This window comes from Sinomicrobium oceani, from assembly GCF_900119185.1.
Lineage (GTDB): Bacteria > Bacteroidota > Bacteroidia > Flavobacteriales > Flavobacteriaceae > Sinomicrobium > Sinomicrobium oceani.
Genome location: NZ_FPJE01000004.1, coordinates 18,707 through 43,309, shown reverse-complemented (window position 1 = coordinate 43,309; position 24,603 = coordinate 18,707). Strand labels below are relative to the sequence as shown.

General features: G+C 44.5%; 21 protein-coding genes. 13 read left to right on the top strand and 8 right to left on the bottom strand.

Annotated features, from left to right (window positions below; genetic code table 11):
• A complete protein-coding gene (locus BT112_RS04560; protein ID WP_072316202.1) occupies positions 1–714 on the top strand; it encodes a 3'-5' exonuclease in 714 nt (237 codons plus the stop codon).
• On the opposite strand, the gene BT112_RS04555 is transcribed toward BT112_RS04560, so the two are convergent.
• Positions 703–1,668 (bottom strand): endonuclease/exonuclease/phosphatase family protein, encoded by a 966-nt coding sequence (locus BT112_RS04555; protein WP_072316201.1) that lies wholly within the window; start codon positions 1,666–1,668, stop codon positions 703–705. The genes BT112_RS04560 and BT112_RS04555 overlap by 12 nt on opposite strands.
• Positions 1,669–1,924: 256 nt before the next feature.
• Between BT112_RS04555 and hflX the strand changes: the two genes are divergently transcribed.
• A complete protein-coding gene (gene hflX, locus BT112_RS04550) occupies positions 1,925–3,136 on the top strand; it encodes a GTPase HflX (protein WP_072316200.1) in 1,212 nt (403 codons plus the stop codon).
• Positions 3,137–3,188: 52 nt separating this feature from the next.
• Here the strand turns inward: hflX and BT112_RS04545 are convergent, their stop codons facing one another.
• From BT112_RS04545 to BT112_RS04530, 4 genes are all read right to left on the bottom strand, one after another.
• Complete coding sequence (locus BT112_RS04545; RefSeq protein WP_072316199.1) at positions 3,189–4,109, bottom strand: DUF3078 domain-containing protein; 921 nt, start codon at positions 4,107–4,109, stop codon at positions 3,189–3,191.
• Positions 4,110–4,212: 103 nt separating this feature from the next.
• Positions 4,213–4,716 (bottom strand): DUF2480 family protein, encoded by a 504-nt coding sequence (locus BT112_RS04540; protein ID WP_072316198.1) that lies wholly within the window; start codon positions 4,714–4,716, stop codon positions 4,213–4,215.
• A gap of 37 nt (positions 4,717–4,753) precedes the next feature.
• A complete protein-coding gene (locus tag BT112_RS04535) occupies positions 4,754–5,080 on the bottom strand; it encodes an SUF system Fe-S cluster assembly protein (protein WP_072316197.1) in 327 nt (108 codons plus the stop codon).
• Positions 5,081–5,122: 42 nt separating this feature from the next.
• Positions 5,123–5,545 carry a SufE family protein gene (locus BT112_RS04530; RefSeq protein ID WP_072316196.1) on the bottom strand — a complete coding sequence of 141 codons (423 nt, stop codon included), beginning with the start codon at positions 5,543–5,545 and terminating at the stop codon, positions 5,123–5,125.
• 329 nt (positions 5,546–5,874) lie between these two features.
• Here BT112_RS04530 and BT112_RS04525 point away from each other — a divergent pair, with 329 nt between their 5' ends.
• Positions 5,875–6,741 carry a cupin-like domain-containing protein gene (locus tag BT112_RS04525; protein ID WP_072316355.1) on the top strand — a complete coding sequence of 289 codons (867 nt, stop codon included), beginning with the start codon at positions 5,875–5,877 and terminating at the stop codon, positions 6,739–6,741.
• A gap of 37 nt (positions 6,742–6,778) precedes the next feature.
• Here BT112_RS04525 and BT112_RS04520 read toward each other — a convergent pair whose 3' ends face one another.
• From BT112_RS04520 to BT112_RS04510, 3 genes are all read right to left on the bottom strand, one after another.
• Positions 6,779–7,279, bottom strand: a complete 501-nt coding sequence (locus BT112_RS04520; protein ID WP_072316354.1) for a regulatory protein RecX — start codon at positions 7,277–7,279, stop codon at positions 6,779–6,781.
• A gap of 116 nt (positions 7,280–7,395) precedes the next feature.
• The gene (locus BT112_RS04515; RefSeq protein WP_072316195.1) at positions 7,396–8,940 is read right to left on the bottom strand and encodes an Rne/Rng family ribonuclease; all 1,545 of its coding nucleotides are present in this window, start codon (positions 8,938–8,940) and stop codon (positions 7,396–7,398) included.
• A 327-nt stretch (positions 8,941–9,267) separates the two neighbouring features.
• Complete coding sequence (locus tag BT112_RS04510; RefSeq protein WP_072316194.1) at positions 9,268–9,558, bottom strand: HU family DNA-binding protein; 291 nt, start codon at positions 9,556–9,558, stop codon at positions 9,268–9,270.
• 131 nt (positions 9,559–9,689) lie between these two features.
• Here BT112_RS04510 and mutY point away from each other — a divergent pair, with 131 nt between their 5' ends.
• The 10 genes from mutY (at position 9,690) to BT112_RS04460 (ending at position 24,603) form a co-directional block, all read left to right on the top strand.
• Positions 9,690–10,727 carry an A/G-specific adenine glycosylase gene (gene mutY / locus BT112_RS04505; protein WP_072316193.1) on the top strand — a complete coding sequence of 346 codons (1,038 nt, stop codon included), beginning with the start codon at positions 9,690–9,692 and terminating at the stop codon, positions 10,725–10,727.
• A 61-nt stretch (positions 10,728–10,788) separates the two neighbouring features.
• Entirely contained in the window at positions 10,789–11,256 is a 468-nt protein-coding gene (locus BT112_RS04500) for a single-stranded DNA-binding protein (RefSeq protein WP_072316192.1), read from the top strand.
• Positions 11,257–11,281: 25 nt separating this feature from the next.
• Complete coding sequence (locus BT112_RS04495) at positions 11,282–12,610, top strand: gliding motility-associated protein GldE (protein WP_072316191.1); 1,329 nt, start codon at positions 11,282–11,284, stop codon at positions 12,608–12,610.
• A 43-nt stretch (positions 12,611–12,653) separates the two neighbouring features.
• Positions 12,654–13,217, top strand: coding sequence for a gliding motility lipoprotein GldD (gldD, locus tag BT112_RS04490; RefSeq protein WP_072316190.1), 564 nt, complete (start codon positions 12,654–12,656; stop codon positions 13,215–13,217).
• Positions 13,218–13,327: 110 nt separating this feature from the next.
• Positions 13,328–14,509 carry a glycoside hydrolase family 88 protein gene (locus BT112_RS04485; RefSeq protein ID WP_072316189.1) on the top strand — a complete coding sequence of 394 codons (1,182 nt, stop codon included), beginning with the start codon at positions 13,328–13,330 and terminating at the stop codon, positions 14,507–14,509.
• A gap of 127 nt (positions 14,510–14,636) precedes the next feature.
• Positions 14,637–15,671, top strand: a complete 1,035-nt coding sequence (locus BT112_RS04480; RefSeq protein WP_072316188.1) for a LacI family DNA-binding transcriptional regulator — start codon at positions 14,637–14,639, stop codon at positions 15,669–15,671.
• A 405-nt stretch (positions 15,672–16,076) separates the two neighbouring features.
• Positions 16,077–19,208, top strand: a complete 3,132-nt coding sequence (locus BT112_RS04475) for a SusC/RagA family TonB-linked outer membrane protein (protein ID WP_072316187.1) — start codon at positions 16,077–16,079, stop codon at positions 19,206–19,208.
• Positions 19,209–19,255: 47 nt separating this feature from the next.
• Positions 19,256–20,890: a RagB/SusD family nutrient uptake outer membrane protein gene (locus tag BT112_RS04470; RefSeq protein WP_072316186.1), complete on the top strand. Its 1,635-nt coding sequence runs from the start codon at positions 19,256–19,258 to the stop codon at positions 20,888–20,890.
• A gap of 78 nt (positions 20,891–20,968) precedes the next feature.
• Positions 20,969–22,549 carry a discoidin domain-containing protein gene (locus tag BT112_RS04465; protein ID WP_072316185.1) on the top strand — a complete coding sequence of 527 codons (1,581 nt, stop codon included), beginning with the start codon at positions 20,969–20,971 and terminating at the stop codon, positions 22,547–22,549.
• A gap of 80 nt (positions 22,550–22,629) precedes the next feature.
• Entirely contained in the window at positions 22,630–24,603 is a 1,974-nt protein-coding gene (locus BT112_RS04460) for a heparinase II/III domain-containing protein (RefSeq protein ID WP_083564792.1), read from the top strand.

The following is a 24,603-nucleotide window of genomic DNA, read 5'->3' as shown; positions in this document are numbered from 1 at the left end:
ATGCTACACAAAATCCCCCTGGAAAATATTCTGTTTCTCGATATCGAAACTGTTCCCGAAAAAGAACATTTCGAAGAACTTTCTGAGGCACAACAGGAACTTTGGAGCCAGAAAACCGAATACCAGCGTAAAGACGAGTACACTGCCGAAGAATTTTATGACCGGGCAGGAATATGGGCCGAATTCGGAAAGATCATCTGTATCTCGGTAGGATACTTTTCCCTGAAAGGAAGCGAAAGACAATTCCGGACGACTTCTTTCTACGGAGAAGAAAAAAGCCTACTTACCGATTTCAAAAACCTGCTCGAAAGTCATTTCAGCCAGTCCTATCACCTGTTGTGTGCACACAACGGGAAGGAGTTCGATTTCCCTTATATTGCAAGGAGAATGATCATCCATGGAATCTCTATTCCGTTCAAGATCAATCTTTTCGGAAAGAAGCCCTGGGAGGTGCCCCACCTGGACACCATGGAACTCTGGAAATTCGGAGATTTCAAACACTATACTTCACTGAAACTCCTGACCAGTATCCTCGGTATCCCATCGCCGAAAGACGACATCGATGGCAGCCAGGTCAGGGATGTGTTTTACATAGAGAAAGACCTTGATCGTATCATTACGTACTGTGAGAAAGACGTGATTGCCACCGCACAGGTACTGCTTCGCTTCCGCGGAGAAGACCTGCTTCCGGAAGCCGCTATATTACACGTTTAGTTTTAACTGGATGTATACCGGAAAGTGGTCGCTATAACCACCAAGATACCGGCGGCCGGCATACGTGCGAAAAGGGCTGTCCTTAAATCTCCCGCCCCATTCTGCCAGAAAGGATTCATTAAAAATACCTGCCCCTGTGAAACTGTGCTTCCCTTGCCTGTCGGTAAGAAAATCGCGGGAAAACAGGATCTGGTCGAAAAGGTTCCATTTAAAATTGTAGTTGGCACTTCCGCGGTCATGAGAGATCAGTTTTTCCATGGGGTTATAAAGATCGGGAGACAGCAGGTGTTTTTTTATACTCTCTGAAAAAGGGTCATCGTTAAAATCTCCCATGACAATAAACACCGGTGACTTTTCTTCTGTTCGTACCCGCTCCATCATCTCATGTATGAGAGACGCGGCAGCCACACGTTTATACACGGTATCTTCGCTTCCCTCCCGGCGCGATGGCCAGTGATTTACAAATACATGAACCTGCTCACCGTTGAGCAGTCCGGTAACATGCAGGATGTCTCTGGTATAATCGCGTTCTCCGTTGACATTATCTATGAGGAGCGGAACAGCTTCCGATTTCAGCACCCGAAAAAATTTTTCCCTGTAAACCAACGCTGTGTCTATTCCCCTTTCGTCCGGCGAATCATAGTGCACCAGGTTATATCCCTGGTCCCGTAACGAGCGCGACCGCAACAATTCTTCCACAACCTGTCTGTTCTCCACTTCGGCAAGTCCCACCAGTACAGGTGGCATTTTACTGGTTCCATACCCTATACGCGATATAGACTTCCCCAATTTATAGAGTTTCTTTCCGTATCTCTTCTGCGTCCAGTGCAAAACTCCTTCGGGCGTATAATCGTTGTCCAGGGTATCCGGATCGTTATGGGTGTCAAAGAGATTCTCCACGTTGTAGAATGCTATGGTAAATAATTTTTCCTCACTTTTTTTTCTGAAAAACATACGCTTGATATCTGTTGTCTTGCTGAACTAAAAATACGAATAACAGCACACGCACGAAAATAAACGAAGAGATTCCGTATATTATCTCCTTCTTATTGCCAAAAATAGTGTGAAAGTGCGGAATTGTGTACCTTTGTTACAGCCTTTAAAAAGCACATATACATTTTGTTAACCCCTTGGGGGGTAACAGGGCATTACGGGCTGGTTTCACCCAAGAAGAAAAACCGGCATATTATTGTTGATCTTGTAGTACTATATGTTAGAAAAAAAGACCTTAGATTATGAAAAAGTAGTGCTCATCGGTGTGATAAACCGTGAGCAGGATGAAGAAAAGTCGAACGAATACCTGGATGAGCTGGAATTTCTCACCTACACCGCGGGCGGAGAGGTCGTGAAACGCTTTACACAAAAGGTCGATATCCCCAATCCGAAAACCTTTATAGGAACCGGTAAAATGGAAGAAGTGTCGGCTTTTGTAGACGAGTATGAGATCGGTACGGTAATTTTTGACGACGAGCTATCTCCGGCGCAGCAAAAAAATATAGAGAAAATACTGAAGGCTAAAATTCTGGATCGTACCAGTCTGATTCTCGATATTTTTGCCCAACGGGCACAGACTTCCTATGCGCGGACGCAGGTCGAACTTGCGCAATATGAATATCTCCTTCCCAGGCTTACCGGGTTGTGGACTCACCTGGAGAGACAGCGCGGGGGTATTGGTATGCGCGGGCCAGGTGAAACGGAGATCGAGACCGACCGGCGGATTGTTCGTGACAGGATCGCCCTCCTGAAGAAAAAGCTGGAGACCATAGATAAGCAAATGGCTACGCAGCGTGGAAACCGGGGTGCTTTGGTCAGGGTTGCCCTGGTAGGATACACCAATGTCGGAAAATCGACATTGATGAATGTGATCAGTAAAAGTGAAGTTTTTGCAGAAAACAAACTCTTTGCAACACTCGACACCACCGTACGTAAAGTAGTTATCGGCAACCTACCCTTCCTGTTGAGTGATACCGTAGGTTTTATCCGGAAACTTCCTACCCAGCTGGTAGAATCGTTTAAGAGTACCCTTGACGAAGTACGAGAAGCGGATCTTCTGCTCCATGTAGTTGATATTTCGCACCCTAATTTTGAAGAACATATTGCATCGGTGAACCAGATCCTGTCTGAAATCGATACTTCGGAAAAGCCCACGCTCATGGTCTTCAACAAAATCGACCAGTATATCCCGGAAACTATCGAGGAAGATGACCTTGCTACGGAAAAATCGGAAAGGCACTTTACTATTGAGGATTGGAAAGAAACCTGGATGAACCGGGTAAACGGACAGGCTTTGTTTATATCTGCCCTGAACAAAGAAAACCTCCAGGAATTCCGGAAAAAGGTTTATGAAGAAGTCCGTAAGATACATGTTACACGCTTTCCTTACAACAATTTCCTCTATCCAGAATATATAGATGAGGACTAAAAAAAACTGCCGGGCAAACCCGGCAGTTTTCATATCTTAATATTTCTTTTCCTTAAAAACCGAAGTTCACCCCGAGTCCGAAGATTTCCCGGATCTGGAATCCTCTGAAAGCATTGTCGTCATAGATCGTCTGGAAGATCAGGTTGGTAGAGAGGTAATCGTTAATCTTCATCACCAGGTTCAGCGTATAGTTGATATCTACATTCTGAGGATCTTCGAGATAGTTGGAATACAGGTTCAGGATATTTTCTGCAGTTACGTTCTGCATCAGGTTGAACTTGTAATATCCTTCTACGTAAAAACCGAGTTCGTAACGAAGGCTTTTACCCGGATCTACTCCGAAAGTCTCTACGTCATCACTGGAAACAAAGGTAGCACTGGCCTTGTCATAGGTAAAAACTTCGCCCGTCAGCAGGGTCATTTTTGAAGTTGCCGGAGCCAGGTTCACTTTCAGGTTTTCGCTTCTTTTCCAGAGCATTCCCGGACCGAATGTCACATAAGCAGGTTTAAAGAATCCGGAAGTCTGAAAATCCCTATCGGCATCATTGCCGTAATCATAACCATTAGTAAACTGCGTCCTCAGGTTTGCAAAGAACGAATAGCTCCAATAGCCTGATGCTTTTTTGCCTACAAGTGAGTTGAATTCAAGACGGTCGTCTGTTTTTCGGGTATCCTGTCCTTTCAGTTTGGTAAGACCGTAGCTTGCAAGGACTTTGTTGTCCCACGTCCAGTCTCCTTTTTTGTAATTAAAATCGTAGTTGATAGCTAAATTTCCTGCCAGGTTGTTTTCTCCTCCCGCAAGCCAGTTGGAAAATGCAGACTGGTTCAATAAAAAGGTGACATTACCTGCCCGGATCCATCCGTCAGGCCTTACGGTATCCTGTCCCTGATTGAACGAATCTTCTTTTAACACCTGTGCGTTTACAGTGGCTACCCCCAAAACAAGGGCTAACGCCAATACAATTTTTCTCATCTCCTTACTTTTTTATTTTTAAGCCCGCAAACGTAATCCGGACAATTAGTTCTGACAAAAATAGGGAGTTTTTTTAGACAAAATGACGATAAAGTGTACGATTTTATCGTTTAAATAACGGAACAGAAGAACAGGCTTCGCCATACATCACGCTTTTCGCGAACTTCTGGAGTGTTGCCAAAAGCATAATATAGGCATTTTTCGGGATGTTTTTTTCGGTACATCCGCGGACGATAACAGGCAGATCTTTATATTGTTCGAAATCTGCGGTTTGCAATGCCTCCTGGTAAATGACGGTTTCCAGGAGCTCCATATCACCCACAACGACTTTCCGGCACACGGAATGCAGATAAGAAGCCACCAGCATAAAGGCCCATCCCGGAATAATGGCATCCACAGAACAGTTTACTGCTACGTAGGCGTCTTTATAAGCATTCCAGTCATGCTTTTTCAGGGCCTGCCGGAAATCCTTTTCGCGAAGTACAACACCTTCGTAGAGCCAGTCCTTAATATCGAGCTGTATCCTTTTGCCGGGCGTGTAGTAATCTCCCGGATCTATAGTTACCAGTTTGCTCTGGGCCACACGGTTTATAATATCTTCAGCCATACTACGCTTTTTAAATTTCAGGCAGGGCCTTCAGGGTTTATAACAGCCCTAATTCCAGTTTTGCTTCTTCACTCATCAGTTCCTGGCTCCAGGGCGGATCGAAAGTGATCTCAACTTCAACGTCTTTAAGACTGTCGATCGACTTTACTTTCTCCTCTACTTCTACCGGAAGCGTCTCTGCTACCGGACAATTGGGAGTGGTGAGGGTCATCAGTATTTTTACGTCATAATCCTCATTGACAAAAACGTCGTATATAAGTCCCAATTCGTATATGTCTACGGGAATCTCCGGGTCGTATATGGTTTTAAGAACTTTTACGATCTTTTCTCCGAGTTCTGCCGTATCTATGGTATCTGTACTCATAATTTTCTTATTTAAGCCGGGTCTTCCGGTCTGTAAACCGTATTAATTCAGTTGAGTCTGGTATGCTATAGCATACATTTTCAATTGTTTTATCATATTCACCAATCCGTTGGCCCGGGTAGGCGACAAGTGTTCTTTAAGTCCTATTTCGTCTATAAACTTCGTGTCGGCATCGATAATATCTTTCGGGGCCTGCCCGGAGAACGCCCTGATAAGTATGGCAATGATCCCCTTGGTAATGATAGCATCGCTGTCTGCCGTAAAGCACAGCTTTTCTCCCTGCAGTTCGGCATGTACCCATACCTTGCTCTGACAGCCCTTGATCAGATTATCGTCGGTCTTGTATTTGTCATCGATAAGCGGAAGGGATTTACCCATTTCAATCATGTATTCGTAACGTTGCATCCAATCGTCGAACATGGAAAACTCCTCAACTATTTCTTCCTGAATATCCTTAATACGCATAGTGTACTTTTTTACAAAAGTACGATAAGTATCGTTGCTTTTCAACAGTTTCTGCCAATGCTGCTATAGTTTTCGTCAATAGCCCGGTAATCCCGGGCGATACACCTGATGAGGACCGGCACAACAGGCGCTGTCCAATATGGAGTTTTATTGAAAAATAAAGGGATCACAACGGGAAAAACACGATCTCACAGATGGAAGATTCCGAAGAAAAAACACCATGCATTCTGACACAAACCCATACGTCACGCCAACATAAAATGAATTTTTTATAAACAATTTTGAAACAATTCTTTAACTTTGCCCGGTTCAAATTCAATGTACTTCGTATGCAACTACAGGAAATCCCTCGTGTAAAAAACATCACTAAAGAGGACTTTGTAGCCCGGTATGTAAAGCCTCAGAAACCTGTGGTGATCCAGGAACTCACAAAAGACTGGGGAGCATACGGAAAATGGCATCTCGATTACATAAACCGTATTGCAGGAGACCGAACCGTCCCCTTGTATGACGATCGCCCGGTGAGCCATGAAGATGGTTTTAACGAGCCTCATGCCACTATGAAAATGAGTGAGTACATCGAGCTTCTCGAGAAAGAACCCACTAATTACAGAATATTTCTGTATAACCTGATGAAAGAAGTGCCTACACTTCAGGAGGATTTCAAATGGCCGGATATAGGTATTCGACTGGTAAAACAGTTGCCCATGCTTTTTTTCGGAGGGGAGAACAGTAAGGTGTTCATGCATTTTGATATCGATTATTCCAATATACTACACTTTCATTTTCACGGTAAAAAACAGTGTATTATACTTCCGCCCGACCAGACTCCGTACATGTATAAAATTCCGCATTCCCTGATTTCGAGAGAAGATATAGATTTTGATCATCCCGATTACGACAAATGGCCCGCATTGAGACAGGCAAAGGGATATATCGCTAACCTGGAACACGGAGAGATGCTGTATATGCCCGAGGGCTACTGGCATTATATGAAGTATCTTACCCCTGGTTTTTCCATGAGCTTACGGGCTTTCCCAAGAAAACCTCTGAACCTTGCAAAAGCGGCTTACAATGTCCTGATCATGCGGCATTACGACAATTTCATGCGCAAGCGCAAAGGGCAGGCGTGGATTGACTATAAGAACGAGCAGGCCATTCTGAGAACACACCGCGAGCTGGGGCTTCAACTGTAATATATTTAAAGCATTGTGGGGTTATTTACGGATCGGGCTACCCGGCAAGTTCGTTGACCTTTTCGTAAACCAGGTGACTTTCCCACCCCCTGTATAGCAGATAATCGGCCAGTTTCTTCTTATTTCTGAACCATATTTCACGCTTATTTTTAGAGGCGTCCTGCGTACCGGCAAGTTGCTGCCATCTCTTTTCCGCTATTTCATGCAGCGTGTCCAGATACTCTTCCTCAGGGATCTCTTTGAGGGCTTCACGAATATTGGGTGCCGATATATCTCTTAGCTGCAATGCTCTGACAATACGCTGCTTTCCCCATTTTTTCACCCGGAACTTCCCCCTTGCAAAGCTTCTGGCGAAACGTTCTTCATGGAGAAAACCATGGGATATAAGATGTACAACGATAGTGTCTATAGCCAAAGGAATCATGTTCATTTCCATAAGTTTGGCCACTACTTCTTTATGACATCGTTCGCGATATGCACAGAAATGCTCCAGTTTATGGCGGGCTTCTTCTACGGTATAGCTCTGTTTGTTTGTCACGGAAATAAAGGTAAATAAAAGAGATAAGAAACAGGTTGTATCCGGGTTTATCGTGAAGACATTCGCTATGCCAAACAAAAAAACCACGCCGTAATAAATATAGCGTGGTATTTTGGTTAAGATAAAATTGTTCCTTTTTTATCTATAAATCGGTATTCCAAATACGTGTAAGCGTCTCTTGGTAAAATTTTTACCCATTTTTTATGTTCTAAGAACCACTTAGAACGGATGGATGGAAATCCTTTGGTTAAATATGCTGCAATAAACGGGTGCACATTGAGCACTACACCGTTTTTGAAGCTTTTACTCTGTATAATTTTTTCAAGATCGGCAGAGATCTTATCTATAATTAATATCGGAGCTTCTATTTCGCCGCCACCATTGGGATTGTCTTCCCTGGTTTTGATGTTCATCTCCGGTCTTACTCTCTGCCTTGTAATTTGTATCAGGCCAAATTTACTTGGAGGTAAGATCTTGTGCTTGGCCCTGTCTTCTTTCATTTCCTCTCTGAAATGATCATAAAGTTTTTTGCGGTTTTCCTGTCTTGTCATATCGATAAAATCTACGACAATAATTCCGCCCATATCGCGCAACCGTAGTTGCCTGGCTATTTCACTTGCTGCAATCAAATTGACCTCCAGCGCTGTTTCTTCCTGCGATTTGGCTTTGTTGGATCGGTTTCCGCTGTTTACATCTATGACATGAAGAGCTTCGGTATGTTCTATTACCAAATAAGCTCCTTTGCTCATGGATACTGTTTTCCCGAAAGACGTCTTGATTTGTCTTTCTATTCCATATTTCTCAAATATGGGATTACGGGCGTCGTGTAATTTCACGATCGATTCTTTTTCCGGTGCAATTTCATGTACATAGTCTTTAATTTGATAATAAAGCGTTTCATCATCTACATAAATACCTGTAAACGAATCATTAAACACATCCCTTAATATGGATGCTGCCCGGTTTAGCTCACTGAGCACTTTTGACGGATGTCCCGCTTTGTGGATTTTTTTACACATGGCTATCCACCTGTTGTACAGGTTGTGTAAATCTTTATCCAGTTCTGCGACTTTTTTGCCTTCTGCAACGGTACGAACTATAACACCGAACCCTTTAGGTCTGATGCTTTGCACGAGCCTTTTCAACCTGTCTTTCTCTTCTTTACTTTCGATTTTCTGAGAAACCGAAATGCGGTCCGAAAAAGGAACAAGAACCAGATAACGTCCGGCTATGGATAGCTCGGAACTTATTCGGGGTCCCTTGGTTGAAATAGGTTCTTTTACAATTTGTACCAATATAGACTGGTTGGATTTCAGCACATTTATAATGCTTCCGTTCTTGTCTATATCTTCTTCAAATGGGAAGTCTTTTAATGAAAAGTCTTTTAATTTACCTGTGCTTACACGTTTAATGAATTTCAATAAAGAAGGTAATTTGGGACCGAGATCGTGATAATGCAAAAAAGCATCTTTCTCATACCCTACATTCACGAAGGCTGCATTGAGCCCCGAAACAGGTTTTCTGATCTTGGCCAGCATGATATCGCCTACGGCAAAATCACTACTATCCTCTTCCTTATGTAATTCTATTAGTTTTCCATCCTTTAACAAGGCAAAATCAACGTCAGAGGAACCAGATCGTACTATCAATTCCTTATTCACTCTGAATGATTTTATGTTCATTCGCCAAATCTGAAAAGTTAAGGCGAACGAAAGGATTAAACAATAATTTTCACAGGTTTCCTGCCACAGGAGGCAGGTTATAAACCCGGCGAAACTCCCTCCCTTTAGGGAAAAGTTTCTATTTCAATGAACTTTTGTAATTCTTAAAACTGAAAACGGCAGAGACACACCTATGTGTGTCTCTACTTTATTTTTTCTTTTTATGTCGGTTAGCTCTTGCTCTTTTTTTACGTTTATGCGTAGCTACCTTATGTCTTTTTCTTTTTTTACCACTCGGCATAGTCTGTATGATTAAATTAATATTGCTTACTTAACTTCTACGTTGGTCTTTACTCCCTCTACAAAAACTTTTGCAGGCTTAAATGCTGGAATATTGTGGGCAGGTATCTTGATCGTAGTATTCTTGGAGATATTTCTTCCTGTCTTCTCTGCTCTGGTCTTGATAATAAAGCTTCCAAATCCTCGCAAATAAACATTGTCTCCGCTTTCCAAAGAATTTTTCACCTCATCCATGAAAGATTCTACTGTGGCCTGCACATCTCCTTTTTCCATACCAAGTTTTTCCGAAATCTTGGCTACGATGTCTGCTTTCGTCATTTTTATTATGTTTTATTAACTATATTAATTTTAGGGGTTGCAAATATATAAATTAATTACTCAAAATTTAAACCCTAATTGATTAAAATTTAACCATATAAACTTTATACTTTTGATCCATATTCAAAAACATGACTTTTTCAGAGACAATCACAGACTGGTACCGGCAAAATAAACGCGACCTGCCATGGCGTAAAACCACAGACCCTTACAAAATATGGCTTTCGGAGATTATGTTGCAGCAAACCCGGGTAGAGCAGGGACTTCCTTATTATAAGGAGTTTGTCCGGGCCTTCCCGACGGTACACGACCTGGCCGAAGCTACAGAAGAAAAAGTACTGAAAATGTGGCAGGGGCTGGGATACTATTCCCGTGCCAGGAACCTGCATTACACCGCAAAACACATTGCTTTCGAAAACAACGGGAAATTTCCGGACTCCTATAAAAGCCTTCTCAAACTGAAAGGAGTAGGTGATTATACCGCAAGTGCCATAGCCTCTATCGCTTTCAAGGAAGCTTCGCCCGTAGTAGATGGCAATGTCTATCGGGTACTTGCCCGCTATTTTGGTATAGATACTCCTATAAATTCGGCCCGGGGGATCAGGTATTTCAAAGAACTTGCCCAGGAACTCATAGACAAAACCGATCCGGCTACCTATAACCAGGGCATCATGGAATTTGGCGCTATACAATGCAAACCCAAATCTCCCGTATGCGGTGAGTGCCCGCTGAATACCAGTTGCGTTGCACTCAAAGACCAGCTGGTGGACAAGCTTCCGGTAAAGATCAGAAACACAAAGATAAGACATCGCTATTTCAACTATCTCATTATAGAGGATAAAGACCACACTGTGCTCTTTCAGCGAAAAGAGAAAGACATCTGGCAGCATCTCTACGAGTTTCCCCTGATCGAAACGGAAGCACCGATGACCGAAGACATGGTGACGACCCACCCTAAATTCCGAAAACTCATAGGCGACAGCCGGTTTCAGATTTCACTCTATAACAAAGATCACATTGTTCACAAACTTTCGCACCAGCACATTTTTGCAAGTTTCTGGGTCGTCTCCCCAAGAGACGGGATCAGTGACGGTATCCTTAAATCGGAAATAAAAGCATACCCTGTCCCCGTTTTAATTGCTAACTTTGTACAGGAATATGAATTTTGATCTCCTTTGAGGAGAAAACGATGAATTTTTAGTATTTTTGAGTAAACAGAAGTTAGTAATTATGAGTGGAACACTAAACAAAGTGATGCTGATAGGGCATTTGGGAGATGATGTGAAAATGCATTATTTTGAAGGCGGAAATTCCATCGGGCGTTTCCCTCTGGCCACGAATGAGACGTATGTGAACAGACAGACCGGCGAACGTGTTACCAACACCGAATGGCACAATATCGTAGTGCGCAACAAAGCCGCGGAAGTTTGCGAAAAATACCTTAGCAAAGGTGATAAAATTTATGTGGAGGGACGCATAAAAACAAGACAATGGCAGGGTGAAGACGGCAACACCAGGTACTCTACAGAAATACAGGTTACGGATTTCACTTTCCTGTCTACCAAAAAGGAAAGCGGTGATAATAATTTCTCTTCGGCAAACCAGTCCTCTGCGGCGGACAACAGGTCTGCCGCTACTAATACCCCGGCCCCCGCACCGTCGCGGGAGCAGGAAGAGGATGACGATTTACCGTTTTAACGAAGTTTAACCAAATTCGCAGCGATTGGACCCTGAACCCTCGAGTTTTTTAATTTTTCTTTCCGATACAGAAGGCGTCAATATTTTTAAGTTCGCCATCCTTTTGATATTGCTTTGTTGCTCCGCATTGGTATCGGGAGCGGAAGTAGCTTTTTTTTCCATGACGCAGACCGATCTCAACGAAGAAGAAGCTTCCAGAACAGCACGGGGCAAAGTGATCGTAAAACTGCTTGAAAGACCCAAAAGACTACTGGCCACCGTGCTTGTAGCTAACAACTTCATTAATATTGCTATAGTCCTGCTCTTCAGTTCCCTTGGTAAATCACTGTTTACCGGGCTGGACCAGAAAATATTCGGGATTGTGGAATTGAGGTTCCTGCTTGAGGTGGTCGTCGCGACTGCACTGATCCTGCTTTTCGGGGAGATCCTTCCCAAAATATACGCCAGCCGTAACCGGGTAAAATTCGTCCGGTTCATGGCATATCCGCTTATGGTACTGGACAAATTGCTGGTTCCTTTCAGCATCCCTATGAAAGCCTCGACATCTTTCCTGCAGGATAAACTCGGAAGAGAAAAAACAAACCTCTCCGTCGATCAGTTATCCCACGCTCTGGAACTTACCTCCGAGGAAGACACCACTAAAGAAGAACAAAAGATCCTTCAGGGGATCGTATCTTTCGGAAATACCGACACCAAACAGGTGATGTGCCCTCGTATAGACATTTTTGCCGTTAACGAAGAAATGAAATTCCCCGACGTCATCCGGGAAATCGTAAAAAACGGATATTCCAGGATACCTGTCTTTAAGGATAATGTAGATAATGTTACCGGGGTGTTGTATGTAAAAGACCTCTTGCCCCATCTCGAAAAGAAAGTCTTCAACTGGGCCAGGCTGAAACGGGAAGCCTATTTCGTACCCGAAAATAAAAAACTCGATGACCTGTTGAAAGAGTTCCAGGAAATGAAAATGCACCTGGCTATCGTAGTAGATGAATACGGCGGTACATCCGGACTCGTAACACTGGAAGATATTATAGAAGAAATTGTAGGGGACATCAGTGATGAGTTTGATGATGAAGACCTGATTTTTTCCAAACTCGATGAAAATAATTACGTTTTCGAAGGCAAGACCACCCTCAAAGACTTTTATCGTGTGCTACGCCTGAACAACGAAGAGATTTTCGAAGAGAGAAAAGGAGAATCGGAAACGATCGCCGGGTTTGTGCTCGAAATTGCAGGAAAGTTTCCCCGTATCCGTGAAAAAATAAACTTCCATCATTTTACGTTTGTCATAGAAGCCCTTGACGAAAAACGTATAAAGCAAATCAAGGTCACCATAGGCGAAGAAGTCTGAAACCATACCGCGAAAGCCTCCGGAAATAGCCAAAAAGCAGCAGGTGAAGAAAAACGTTATCTTATATTGTAGTGTACTTAGCATACTGTTGACTACGGCATGCGGTGAAGAAACCATTCCCAAACCCAAAGCAGTACTCCGTCTGGACTATCCGAGTGCGTCTTACCAAGCTACGGAAACCGGAGGTCCGTTTCGTTTCGAAAAAAATACCCGGGCAGTGATAAAACCAAAGGGAGATGGTCGTCTCAACATCGAATACCCCGACATGAAAGCCACGGTTTATCTCACCTATATGCCTGTAAGAGACAATCTGAAATCCCTGCTCCGCGATGCGGAGAAACTCACTTATGACCACGTGGTTAAAGCAGATGAAATAGGCGTAGGCGGGCAATTCGAAAATAACATACACCACGTATACGGTAGATTGTACGAAGTAACCGGAAATGCGGCTTCACAAACACAATTCTATATCACAGACAGTACTTCGCACTTTATCACGGGGTCGCTTTACTTCTACACCAAACCCAATTACGACTCCATTCTACCCGCCGCGGCATACCTCAATAAGGACATTCGCCGACTCATGGAAACCCTCAGGTGGGAATAAAAAACAAATACAATCGATTGTTTTTTGGTATTTTTATATATATTTGTTGTGTTCGCGGACACTTTTAGTGTGTTCTGTCAAAAATTCCGTTAACCAAAACACCAAAATGTATGAAACGACCACTTCTCTTACTGCTTATTGCTGTCGCGATCTCCGGATGTACAGAAAAGCCCGTCGCTAAAAAATCCTTATCACTCATTGACCGGGCTGCCGCTCAATACGATTCGCTTTATACCTCCATAGCCCCTTTTAAAGAGGACAAAAAACCCATCCCCCGTACCACAAAAGACGGAAAACTTGTTCGCGTAGGGGCTTATGACTGGACCAGCGGTTTCTATCCCGGTACGCTTTGGAATCTATACGGACTTACCAAAGACAATATGTGGAAGACCCGGGCCGAAGAATATACCCTGAAGCTCGATACCATTCAGTACTGGGAGGGTAATCACGATGTCGGTTTTATCATGGAGTGCTCTTATGGCAATGCCCTGAAATACATGGATTCACCCACTTATGATTCCGTTATCGTCAGGACAGCAAAGTCACTGTCTGCCCGGTTTCATCCGAAAGCAGGAATTCTACAATCCTGGGACTGGTCCAAAAAATGGGAATGCCCGGTTATTATAGATAACATGATGAATCTCGAACTCCTTTTTCATGCAACGAGAATATCGGGCGACTCTACTTACTATAATATTGCGGTTTCCCATGCCGATACAACCATAAAAAACCATTACAGAAAAGACTTCAGCTCATATCATGTTGTAGATTACGACACCATAACCGGAGACATTCTGCAAAAAAACACGCACCAGGGACTCAGCGACGACTCCGCATGGGCCAGGGGACAGGCATGGGGTCTCTATGGTTACACCATGAGCTACAGGGAAACAGGACATACCCGATACCTGGAACAGGCACTTAAAATTGCCGATTTCATCATGTATCATCCCAACCTTCCGGAAGATAAAATCCCGTATTGGGACTATAATGCACCGGCAGCCGACTCTACCCCGAGAGATGCTTCGGCAGCGGCCATAACCGCATCCGCACTCTATGAGCTCAGCACTTTTGAAGGCAACAAAAAAGCAGAAAGCCATGTAAAATTTGCGGACCAGATCATGCAGAGCCTTGGCTCCCCGGCATATTTTGCAAAGCCCGGAACCAACGGTGATTTTCTCCTGATGCATTCCGTGGGCAGCAAACCTCATAATGTAGAAGTTGATGTCCCGCTCAACTACGCGGATTACTATTTCCTGGAAGCAATGCTTCGCAGCAATAAACAGAAATAAGAACCTTTAGAAAGGTACGCTTTCTACAGACAACAGTTCTTTCTTTAACGGAAAAATCCATCCGGCCTGCATCATTATTAGACGACGATGGTATATTTACACCACCATCTCCGGAAAATTTATATCCATGAAAAAGGGAAAACCCACCATACACGAAATAGCGAGGGTCCTGAACATTAACAGTTCTACCGTATCCCGTGCTCTAAATAACAGTAGCAGGGTAACTCAGAAAACCAAGGAAAAAGTTCTGGCCAAAGCCAAAGAACTCGGGTACGAACGCAACCTGCTGGCCTCAAATCTTCGGCGTAATCGTACAAATACCATAGGCGTTGTGGTTCCCCGGGTGTCCAGACATTTTTTTTCCTCCACTATTGCCGGTATCGAAGAAGCGGCTTTTGCTTCCGGCTTTAATGTCATTATATGCCAGTCTCTCGAAAAACTGGATCGGGAAGAACGTATTGTTAAAAATCTTATTGCCAACCGCGTAGATGGGATCCTCATTTCCGTATCGATGGAAACCAACACCGGGAAACACCTTGAGTATTTTCAGGATAACGGTATCCCTCTCGTATTTTTTGACCGCCATTGCGAAGGTATCCCCGGTACAAGCAAGGTGATTATAGATGATGCACAGGCCGCTTACGAAGCCGTCCTTCACCTTTTGGAAAAGGGGTGCAAAAAAATAGCGCACTTCGCAGGCCCGAAAAAACTGGAAATCTACAAAAACCGTCTCAAGGGGTATAAACAAGCACTGAAGGATCATCAGATTCCCTACAACCCCAAACTCGTGCTCACCTCAAGGCTTATGGAAGCAGACGGTTACGATGCGGCGGAGAAATTGATGAAAAACAATCCTGAAGTAGACGGCATATTTGCCGCTAATGATGTCTCCGCTATAGGCGCCGTAAAATATCTTAAAAAACTGGGAAAAAAGATTCCGGATGAGATCGCCATCGTAGGGTTCAGTAACGAACCTATCTCAGAGGTCATAGAGCCGTCGCTTACCACGATAGACCAATCCGGATTTGAGATCGGTAAAATTGCCTGTGACCTTCTCGTCCGTAATATTCAGGATCAGGATCATTCCGTACACAATAAAACCATCATACTGAACCCTACACTCGTAGCGCGGGATTCATCGGATAGAAAAGTTAATGGATAAACTGAAGCCCTGTTTCAGTCTCAGCGGACATCTAAAAACAAAGTAAAGCTACATGGTTTGTATTAGGATACTTACAGAATAAGGGATGTTGAATTTACAAAAAAACAATCGATTGTATTTTACAGCCTATTTCTTTGTTTTTTAGCATCCTAAATTATACATTAGCCAATATTTTAAGATTTAATGCAAAATATTCACAATTCAATTCACCTAAAAAACACTTTTCCCTTAAAATAAAAAGTGTGTTCGAAACCATTTTTTAATATACTAAAACAAACGATTGTATCATGAAACAAACACCATTACACAGGTACTTTTATCCATAATGGGTATAAAATGAAGACCATGGCACACACCAATTTGTGCTCGATAACATAAACTAATTAATCAAAAACCGATCAAAACATGAAAGACTTTCCAACAAAAAGGCACGGCCTGATGTGCCTGTTCATTCTGTTATGCAGCCTGTCTTCTGCATACGCACAAACCCCGGTAAGCGGGGTCGTTACGTCCGCCACCGACAACATGCCCCTGCCAGGGGTAACCGTGGTACTTAAAAACAGTTCCAGGGGTGTTGCTACCGATTTTGACGGCAATTACGAAATTTCCGTTTCCGGCGATAATGCCGTTCTCGTTTTCAGCTACATGGGTTATATATCCCAGGAAATACCGGTTAACGGCCGAAAAACTATCGATGTGAGCCTCAAAGAGGATATTTCTCAGCTCGACGAGGTTGTTGTCGTAGGTTACGGAACACAGAAAAAAGCCACTATGACAGGGGCCGTAAGTACGGTATCTTCCGAAACCATACAAAACAGACCTGCAACAGGTATGACCACCGCCTTACAGGGAACGGTACCAGGTCTGTCCATAACAAGAAGTACCGGACAACCCGGAGAAGAAGGACTCTCTATGGAAATACGCGGGGTAAGTTCGGCTAACGGCGCTACTCCGCCATTGGTTATTATAGACGGTGTTACCTCGAGACCGGAAGCCCTTCAAGGTCTGAATCCTTCCGATGTCGAATCGGTATCCGTGCTCAAAGACGGTGCCGCCGCTGCCATTTACGGAGCCAGAGCAGCAGGAGGGGTTATCCTCATCACCACGAGGACCGGAACCAAGGGCAAGGCTGTCTTCGAATATACCGGTCAGCTTACCGCGCAATGGGCCCTGAATGTCCCGGACCGTTTATCACTTCTCGAAGAAGCGGAATACTCCAACCTCGCCAGGGCCAACGCAGGTATAGGTCCGGAGTACAGCGATTTCGATCTCGAAAATATCCGGAACAACATACCTTACGTGGTAGATCCCGAAAACCCGAACAAATACATTATGTATAACCAGCGTCATATTTCGGAAGACGTTTTGCGAAAAGTTTATTTTATGCATAATCACAATTTCAGTGCCCGCGGAGGTTCCGAAAAAATGAGATACAATTTTTCCCTGGGTTACCAGGACCAGGACGGTATATTTAAAATAGGACCGGATCAATACACCCGCTGGAATGCGAGGATCAATGTCAGCGCCGACCTTACCAAACACCTCAACCTGGATTCCCGTATTTACTACACGGACGAATACAAAAAGAGGTCCTCGTCCACCATCAACGGTTACGGTCTTTTTCAGCAAGTGTACCAGGCCAGAACACGATTCCCCATATTTACTCCCGAAGGAAAACTATTTGGTGGTGCAGGATCTTCGGGGAATAACACCTATGCCCTCCTTAAAGCAGGCGGTTATGTGCACGATAACTTCGGTGGATTGAACAGCGTTTTTACCCTTACTGCCAAAGATTTTGTAAAAGGTCTCGAGTTCCGGACTATCTACGGAAGGGAAGACCAGCGCAGGGATCTGGACACTTTCCGGCGTACGGTAGAACTCTGGGATCGCGCCGATACTCCTGTATACCTGCTCAACAATCCGAATTTCTACGAGGTTAACCGAAGGAATATAGTTACCCAGAACTTCCAGTTTCTCGTGGATTACGACCTTACCCTGGCCGAAAAGCATAACTTTCACGTTCTTGCAGGGTATCAATGGGAAGATTTCACCAGAAAAACCGTTGTCGCATCAGCCAGCAATATGTTTACCAACGACCTGCCCAGCCTGAACTTCGCCGATCAGGAAAACCTCAACAACAGCGAAAGTGTAGGCGAATTTGCCAATCAATCCCTTTTGGGAAGATTTAATTATACCTATGATGACAAGTATCTCCTGGAATTCACCTTACGTTCCGACGAAAGCTCCCGCCTGGCCCCCGGTCAACGTGTAAAGTGGTTTACTTCTGCTTCGGGAGGATGGAACATGCACCGCGAAAGCTGGTTCTCCGACAATATCTCCTTTATCTCTCAACTCAAACCGAGATTTTCCTGGGGGCAACTCGGAGGAGCCAATTCCGAAGACATCATAGGTAACTACTCATACCTCCCTATCCTGTCGGTATCCAATAACCTGGTGCTGGGCCAGGATAAGGGACGTAACACCTATGTATCACAGGGTAGTATTCCTTCGTCCAGTCTGGCCTGGGAAACGATCGAAACTTTTAACTACGGTATCGACTTCGGATTTTTCGGAAACAAACTGAGTGGTAGTTTCGATTTTTATGAAAAATTCAATAAAAACATGCTGGTGCGCATTCCACGTCCCGCTACCCTTGGTGTAACTCCTCCTATGGTCAATACAGGCGAACTGAAGAGCTGGGGATGGGAACTCAACCTGAATTACAGGAATCGTATCGGGGAAAATTTCAAATATAATGTAGGGCTCAACCTTTCCGATAACCAGAACAAACTCATTAATTACGGAGGTGTAAGTGTAGTAAGTGACGGAAACAATACCAGGATCGAAGGCATGCCCCTGCGTACGCTCTGGGGATACGAAACCGTTCCGGGATATATAGAAACCGACCAGCAATTAGCTGCAGCTCCTTTTTATCATAACAATACAGGTATCGGAGATATCGAATATGTCGACCTCGACGGAGACGGAAGAATTACTCCGGGTGACGGAAACCTGCAAAACCCGGGAGATCTCCGTATGATGGGCACCACCGATCCCCGCTATCTATTTGGCGTAACTCTCGGAGGAAACTGGAAAAATATAGATTTTAATTTCTTCTTCCAGGGAGTAGGCAAACGAAATATCATTCCGAGTATTTACGTACGGCAACCGCTCCAGGCCTCCTGGATACAGCCTCGTAAATACCATATGGATTACTACACACCGGACAATCCCGATGCGGCTTTTCCGAGGCCATTCCTCGCAGGCGGACACAATTTCGTAGCTTCCGACAGATGGATCCTGAATGCCGCTTATGTACGACTGAAAAATATGCAGATCGGTTATTCTTTACCGGAAAGTGTGCTCGAGAAAATCGGCTTTTCACGCTTCCGCATATACTGCTCGGCAGAAGATATTCTTACGTTCACCAATCTCGGACCTTTTAAAGGTGTTATAGACCCCGAACAAAGAGATCTCTCTAATTCCGATTATCCGCTGTCCGGGAAACTTGCTTTGGGGATTAACCTGGCATTTTAACCCTTTCACTACGTTTAAAGGAGTATCCATTAAAAATGACAAAAATTATGAAATCCACACTACATAAAATAGCTACCGGAATTCTTATCTGCACGATGGGAATGACCTCCTGTGAAGTAAACAGGATCCCGGAAACCGATATCACCGACCCCTCTTTCTGGCAAAATGAAGCCGATCTTAAAATGGGGACCAACAGGCTCTATACCTATCTTCCCGGACTACCGGTCACCGACGATGTATGGTCGGACGATGCGTACGGAACCAATAACAACTCCATCAGCGATGGCACCAGGATCGTGCCCGGAACCGACGGCTTTTACGAAAATCAGTATGCCCTGATACGCTGGGCAAACAACATCATGAAAAAATCCCAACTCGTTGTGGAGAATGGAACGGCGCAGGAACTCGTAGATGTTTACATAGGAGAAGCCTATTTTTTCCGTGCCTGGGGCTATTTTCAGCTTTTTCAGCGTTACGGAGGCGTTCCGCTGATTCTTAAAACACTTACCGAGGATGCTCCGGAGTTACTGGAGCCCCAGGCTTCCCGCGAAGAAGTTATACAAACCATATATGACGACCTCGACATCGCCGTTTCCCTGCTACCCGATCCGAGCGATCAGGATGCTTCCGAATACGGACGTATAACCCGTACCGCTGCTCTTGCACTGAAATCCAGGGCCGCCCTGTTCGAAGGAACACGCTCTAAATTTCACGGCTATGGTGATCCGCAAAGTCATCTCGCTATCGCAAAAGCTGCTGCTTCCGAAATTATACAATCCGGAGAGCACGATATTTTTCCCAATTATTTCAATCTTTTTCAGTACGAAGGAAACGGCCCTGATAACAAAGAAAATATATTGGTAAGAATGTACGGGCAAAATACCGAAAACAGCATTTCATATCATGTAACTCAGCGAAACCTGGAGACCGGGGTGGCAAACCCCACAAAATATCTCGCTGATTCCTATCTGATGACCGACGGCCTTCCCATAGACATGTCTCCGCTTTACGAACAACCTGCCAATACGGTAGAAGTGTTCAACAATCGCGATCCCCGTATGGGAGACACCTTCTTTAAAGCAGGTGACGAATATATAGGGACCAGGCCTGTTTATACCATTCCCCCGCTAAACTTTCAGAAAACAGGTTTCGGAAACCGAAGGTACGCAAACCTCAACGACTGGCAGGTATCGCGTTCTTACATAGACCGCCCTATCATAAGATATGCCGAGGTACTGCTCAACTATGCCGAGGCTACTTATGAGCTCGACGGCGCCATTAGCGACGAAGACCTCAACCTTTCCGTCAATAAGCTCAGGAGTAGAGAAAGCGTAAATATGCCTGCGCTCACCAATGCTTTTGTTGCAGCGAACGGGCTTGATATGCGGCAGGAGATACGCAGGGAAAGACGTGTGGAACTCGCTCTCGAAGGATTCCGTTATTGGGATATCATCCGATGGAAAATAGCAGAAGACGTACTGCAGAGAGACATCCTGGGCAACTACTATTTCGACGAATTCAAAGAACAGGAAGGTAACGACCCTTTGCTGACCGACGACAATATCATACTGCTCCAGAAAAAGGAAAACCGCTACTTCGACCCCGCCAGAGACTATTTATGGCCTTTTGCCACCGAACAACGGGCCTTGAACCCGAATCTCGAACAAAACCCGGAATGGTAAAAACATACCCCCTAAGACTTTTGTTTCCTGAGGGTCTTAGGGGATTTTTCATAAAATTTTAACCTCAAAACTTATAGTATGAACACTTTTTTCAAATCGATTATGGCATGCGGAATTGCCACTGCCCTGTACAGTTGTAACCCCGATTACTTAGGAGCAGACAATGGCCCCGGGAATGACAATGACCCCGGAAACCAGACGGCCAACGAATGGAGCAGCCAGCCTTACAAACTTAATGTGGTCTATTTTCTACCTCAAAACACCACTGCTTTTACGGATTTCGAGGAAAGGCTGAGCGGCATCCTGTTACAAACCCAGGAGTTTTTCGCAGAAAACCTCGACAGGGAAGGATTCGGGCGTAAATCGTTTGGGATGGAACTTATATCCCAGGACATGATCAGCATCGATATCGTGGAAGGACAGTATGAAGCAGACCACTACCCGTATTCCGGCGGGGGCTCCAATATTATTCCGGAACTCGAACAATACTTTGCAACTCATCAGAACCGTAAAAAAAGCGAACATACCCTGGTCATCCTGCCTTCGACATCGGGGGATTCCCTGAATCCGGGCGGAGTACCATTTTACGGCCTGGGCAAATATTGTTTTGCGCTCGATTATCCTGCCATGGATATACAGTATCTCGGACAATCCGACGTACACGGCAATCTGGCCACAAAATGGATAGGCGGGCTTATTCATGAACTCGGACACGGACTTAACGCCAGTCACAACAAAGAGCGAAAAAGCGAGCAGGCTACTTTAGGTACTGCACTCATGGGAGGAGGTAACCACACCTACGGCAAAACACCGACTTTTATCACCGGTGCTTCTGCTGCCACTTTTGCAAATTCCCAAACGTTCAGCACAACTTCACGAACCGACTGGTACCAGCCCGTCAATCATAAAATCATCAAACTAAGGGGTAAAACGGAAAACGGAAACATTATTATCGATGCAAAATTTGAAAGCGATCTCGATGTTAATGATATTAATATCTGGCACGATCCCTATCCGGCCGGGGGCAATAAGGATTATGATGCACCGGCATGGACCGTTAAACCCATCGGCACCGACAGCCTTCATATAGCATGCCCTCTGACCGATTTTTATACCCTGGAGGGTGAATACCAGCTCAGGATACGCTTTTATCATGAAAACGGTACCGCCAAAACATACAGCTATGAATACGAATTTGAAAACGGTACGCCCAATATCGGGATCATCAATACGAAAGAACTGATCAACCGGGACGGATGGTCCGTTATTGACGCTGATAGTGAAGAAGACACCGGGGCAGCAAGTAAAATGCTCGATGGTGACCAATCGAGTGTATGGCATACGGAGTGGAAAAATTCACTTCCGGCACACCCGCATTATTTTGTACTGGATATGGGGTCCGTAACTTCTGTAAAAGGTTTCGCTTTTGCAAACCGGTCCAACCTCAACGGGGCCATAAAAGATTTCGAGCTTTTTGGCAGTAATGATAACAGCACCTGGCAATCTCTCGGAAATTATACATTACAGCAAGTTATGAACTGGCAGTACATCGATCTGTCTTCCACACAGTCTTACCGCTATATAAAACTGGTTACAGCCAATAGCTATGGAAATTTCAACTACACCCACCTTGCAGAGCTCGGAGCCTATGTAGAATAATACAACGGGAGGGCCGGTTTTGCTTCTTAACCAACCATGCATAACCGGTCATTCCCTCAGCACATATTAAAACAAAAAAAATGAAACACTATTCAGGAATATGTTATCCGTTGGTTTTCACCGTTATTCTTCTAACGGTTTTCACACCTTCTACAGCACAGCAACAACGCAATCTTCTCGGTTCTTTTCTAAAAGACAACACCATACGGCACATCACCGAAACAAATTACACGCCTTACCGTAAAGATTCGGTAACGATCTATCTTAAAAACCTTCCTGCGGAAATCCGGAAAAAGATCATCACCGAAGGTGAAGAAGCCATGCGCTATGACTGGCCGGCAATTCCCGCAACCGCTTATCTCGACTTCAAGCGTACCGGAGACAGGGAAGTCATGCAGCAATACAGCCGCAAAAGAAGTGCGTCACTGAAAAAACTGATCCTGGCAGAACTCCTCGAAGATCAGGGGCGTTTTATGGATGCCCTGGTCAATGGTTCCTGGGCTATTTGCGAACAATCTACCTGGGTCTTATCGGCCCATCTGCCCGCACAAAAAGGAGGTGCCGGAATTCCCAATGTCAATGAACCCGTTATCGACCTCGGTGCAGGAGAGATCGCAAATCTCCTGGGGTGGGCCTATTACTTTTTCAGGGATGATTTTGCAACGATCTCTCCTTTTCTGCAAAAACGAATCCCACAGGAGATCAAAAGCAGAATTATCACACCTTATCTCGAAAGAGACGATTTCTGGTGGCAGGCTTTTAAAAAAGACGGTTTTGTCAACAACTGGAACCCCTGGTGCAATTACAATGTACTGATCAGCAGTCTCCTTCTGGGACCTTCCCTGGATGAGGACACCAAATACGAAGTGATCACAAAAAGCATGCATTCCGTAGACAAATTCATAAATTACTACAAAGACGACGGAGCTTGTGAAGAAGGGCCCGCATACTGGGATCATGCCGGGGGAAAGATGATGGAATACCTGGAACTGCTTCAAAAGATATCTTCCGATAAAATCTATATCGGAAATCAGCCGCTTATTGCCAATATGGGAAAGTATATCATGAATGCCCATATTGCGGGAGACTGGTTTGTAAACTTTGCAGACTCACCGGCCCGCCTGAATGCCGATGCGGGAATCATTTATCGGTATGGAAATTACCTCCGCGATACCGATCTGAAAAAATTCGGGGCTTTTATAGCTGATCAGAACAATTTTTTTTCCGAGCCTCTCGATCACAGTCTGGATCGTGCATTACATAACCTGTTTAATTACAATAACATCAGAAACACCCCTACCGAAAAAGAAAATACGCTTTATCTCTGGTACCCCCAGACCCAGATTGCCGGAGGGCGTACGGATAAAAATGCGCAAAAAGGTTTTTTCTTTGCAGCCAAAGGAGGATATAACGACGAAAGCCATAATCATAACGATGCAGGGAGTTTTATGCTTTTCCACAACGGTACCCCGCTGCTTGTTGATATAGGTGTAGAGACCTATACGCGCAAGACTTTCAGCTCCGAAAGATATACAATCTGGACCATGCAATCCGATTATCACAACCTCCCCAGGGTAAACGGCACTTCCCAGTCTTTCGGAAAACAATATAAAGCTGCAGCTGTCGATTTCGAAAACACCAGGTCAGGCCTCCGTTTTACACTGGATATCGCTTCTGCCTATCCCATAGATGCCAAATGTACATCCTGGAAGAGAACCTACCACCTGCAACGGTCTTCTGCTCCTGAGCTCCGTATTAAAGATAGTTTTTCACTCCGCTCGTTCCGGGATTACAATACGCTGCACTTCATAACCACGCTTCCTCCCGTAACCGGAAAAGATGGAAAGATCATATTAAAAACGGAGAAAAACCGGGAGGTATCTCTCTACTTTCCACAAGATACGTTTGATGTAACCGTGGAAGAACTCCCCCTTGAAGATCCCCGTCTGCTCCGTTCGTGGCAACAAAAACAACTCTACAGAATCGTACTTCGTGCAAAAGAAAAAACACTTCAGGGGAACTGGAAGTGTATCATAAAAGAAGAAAAATTATAA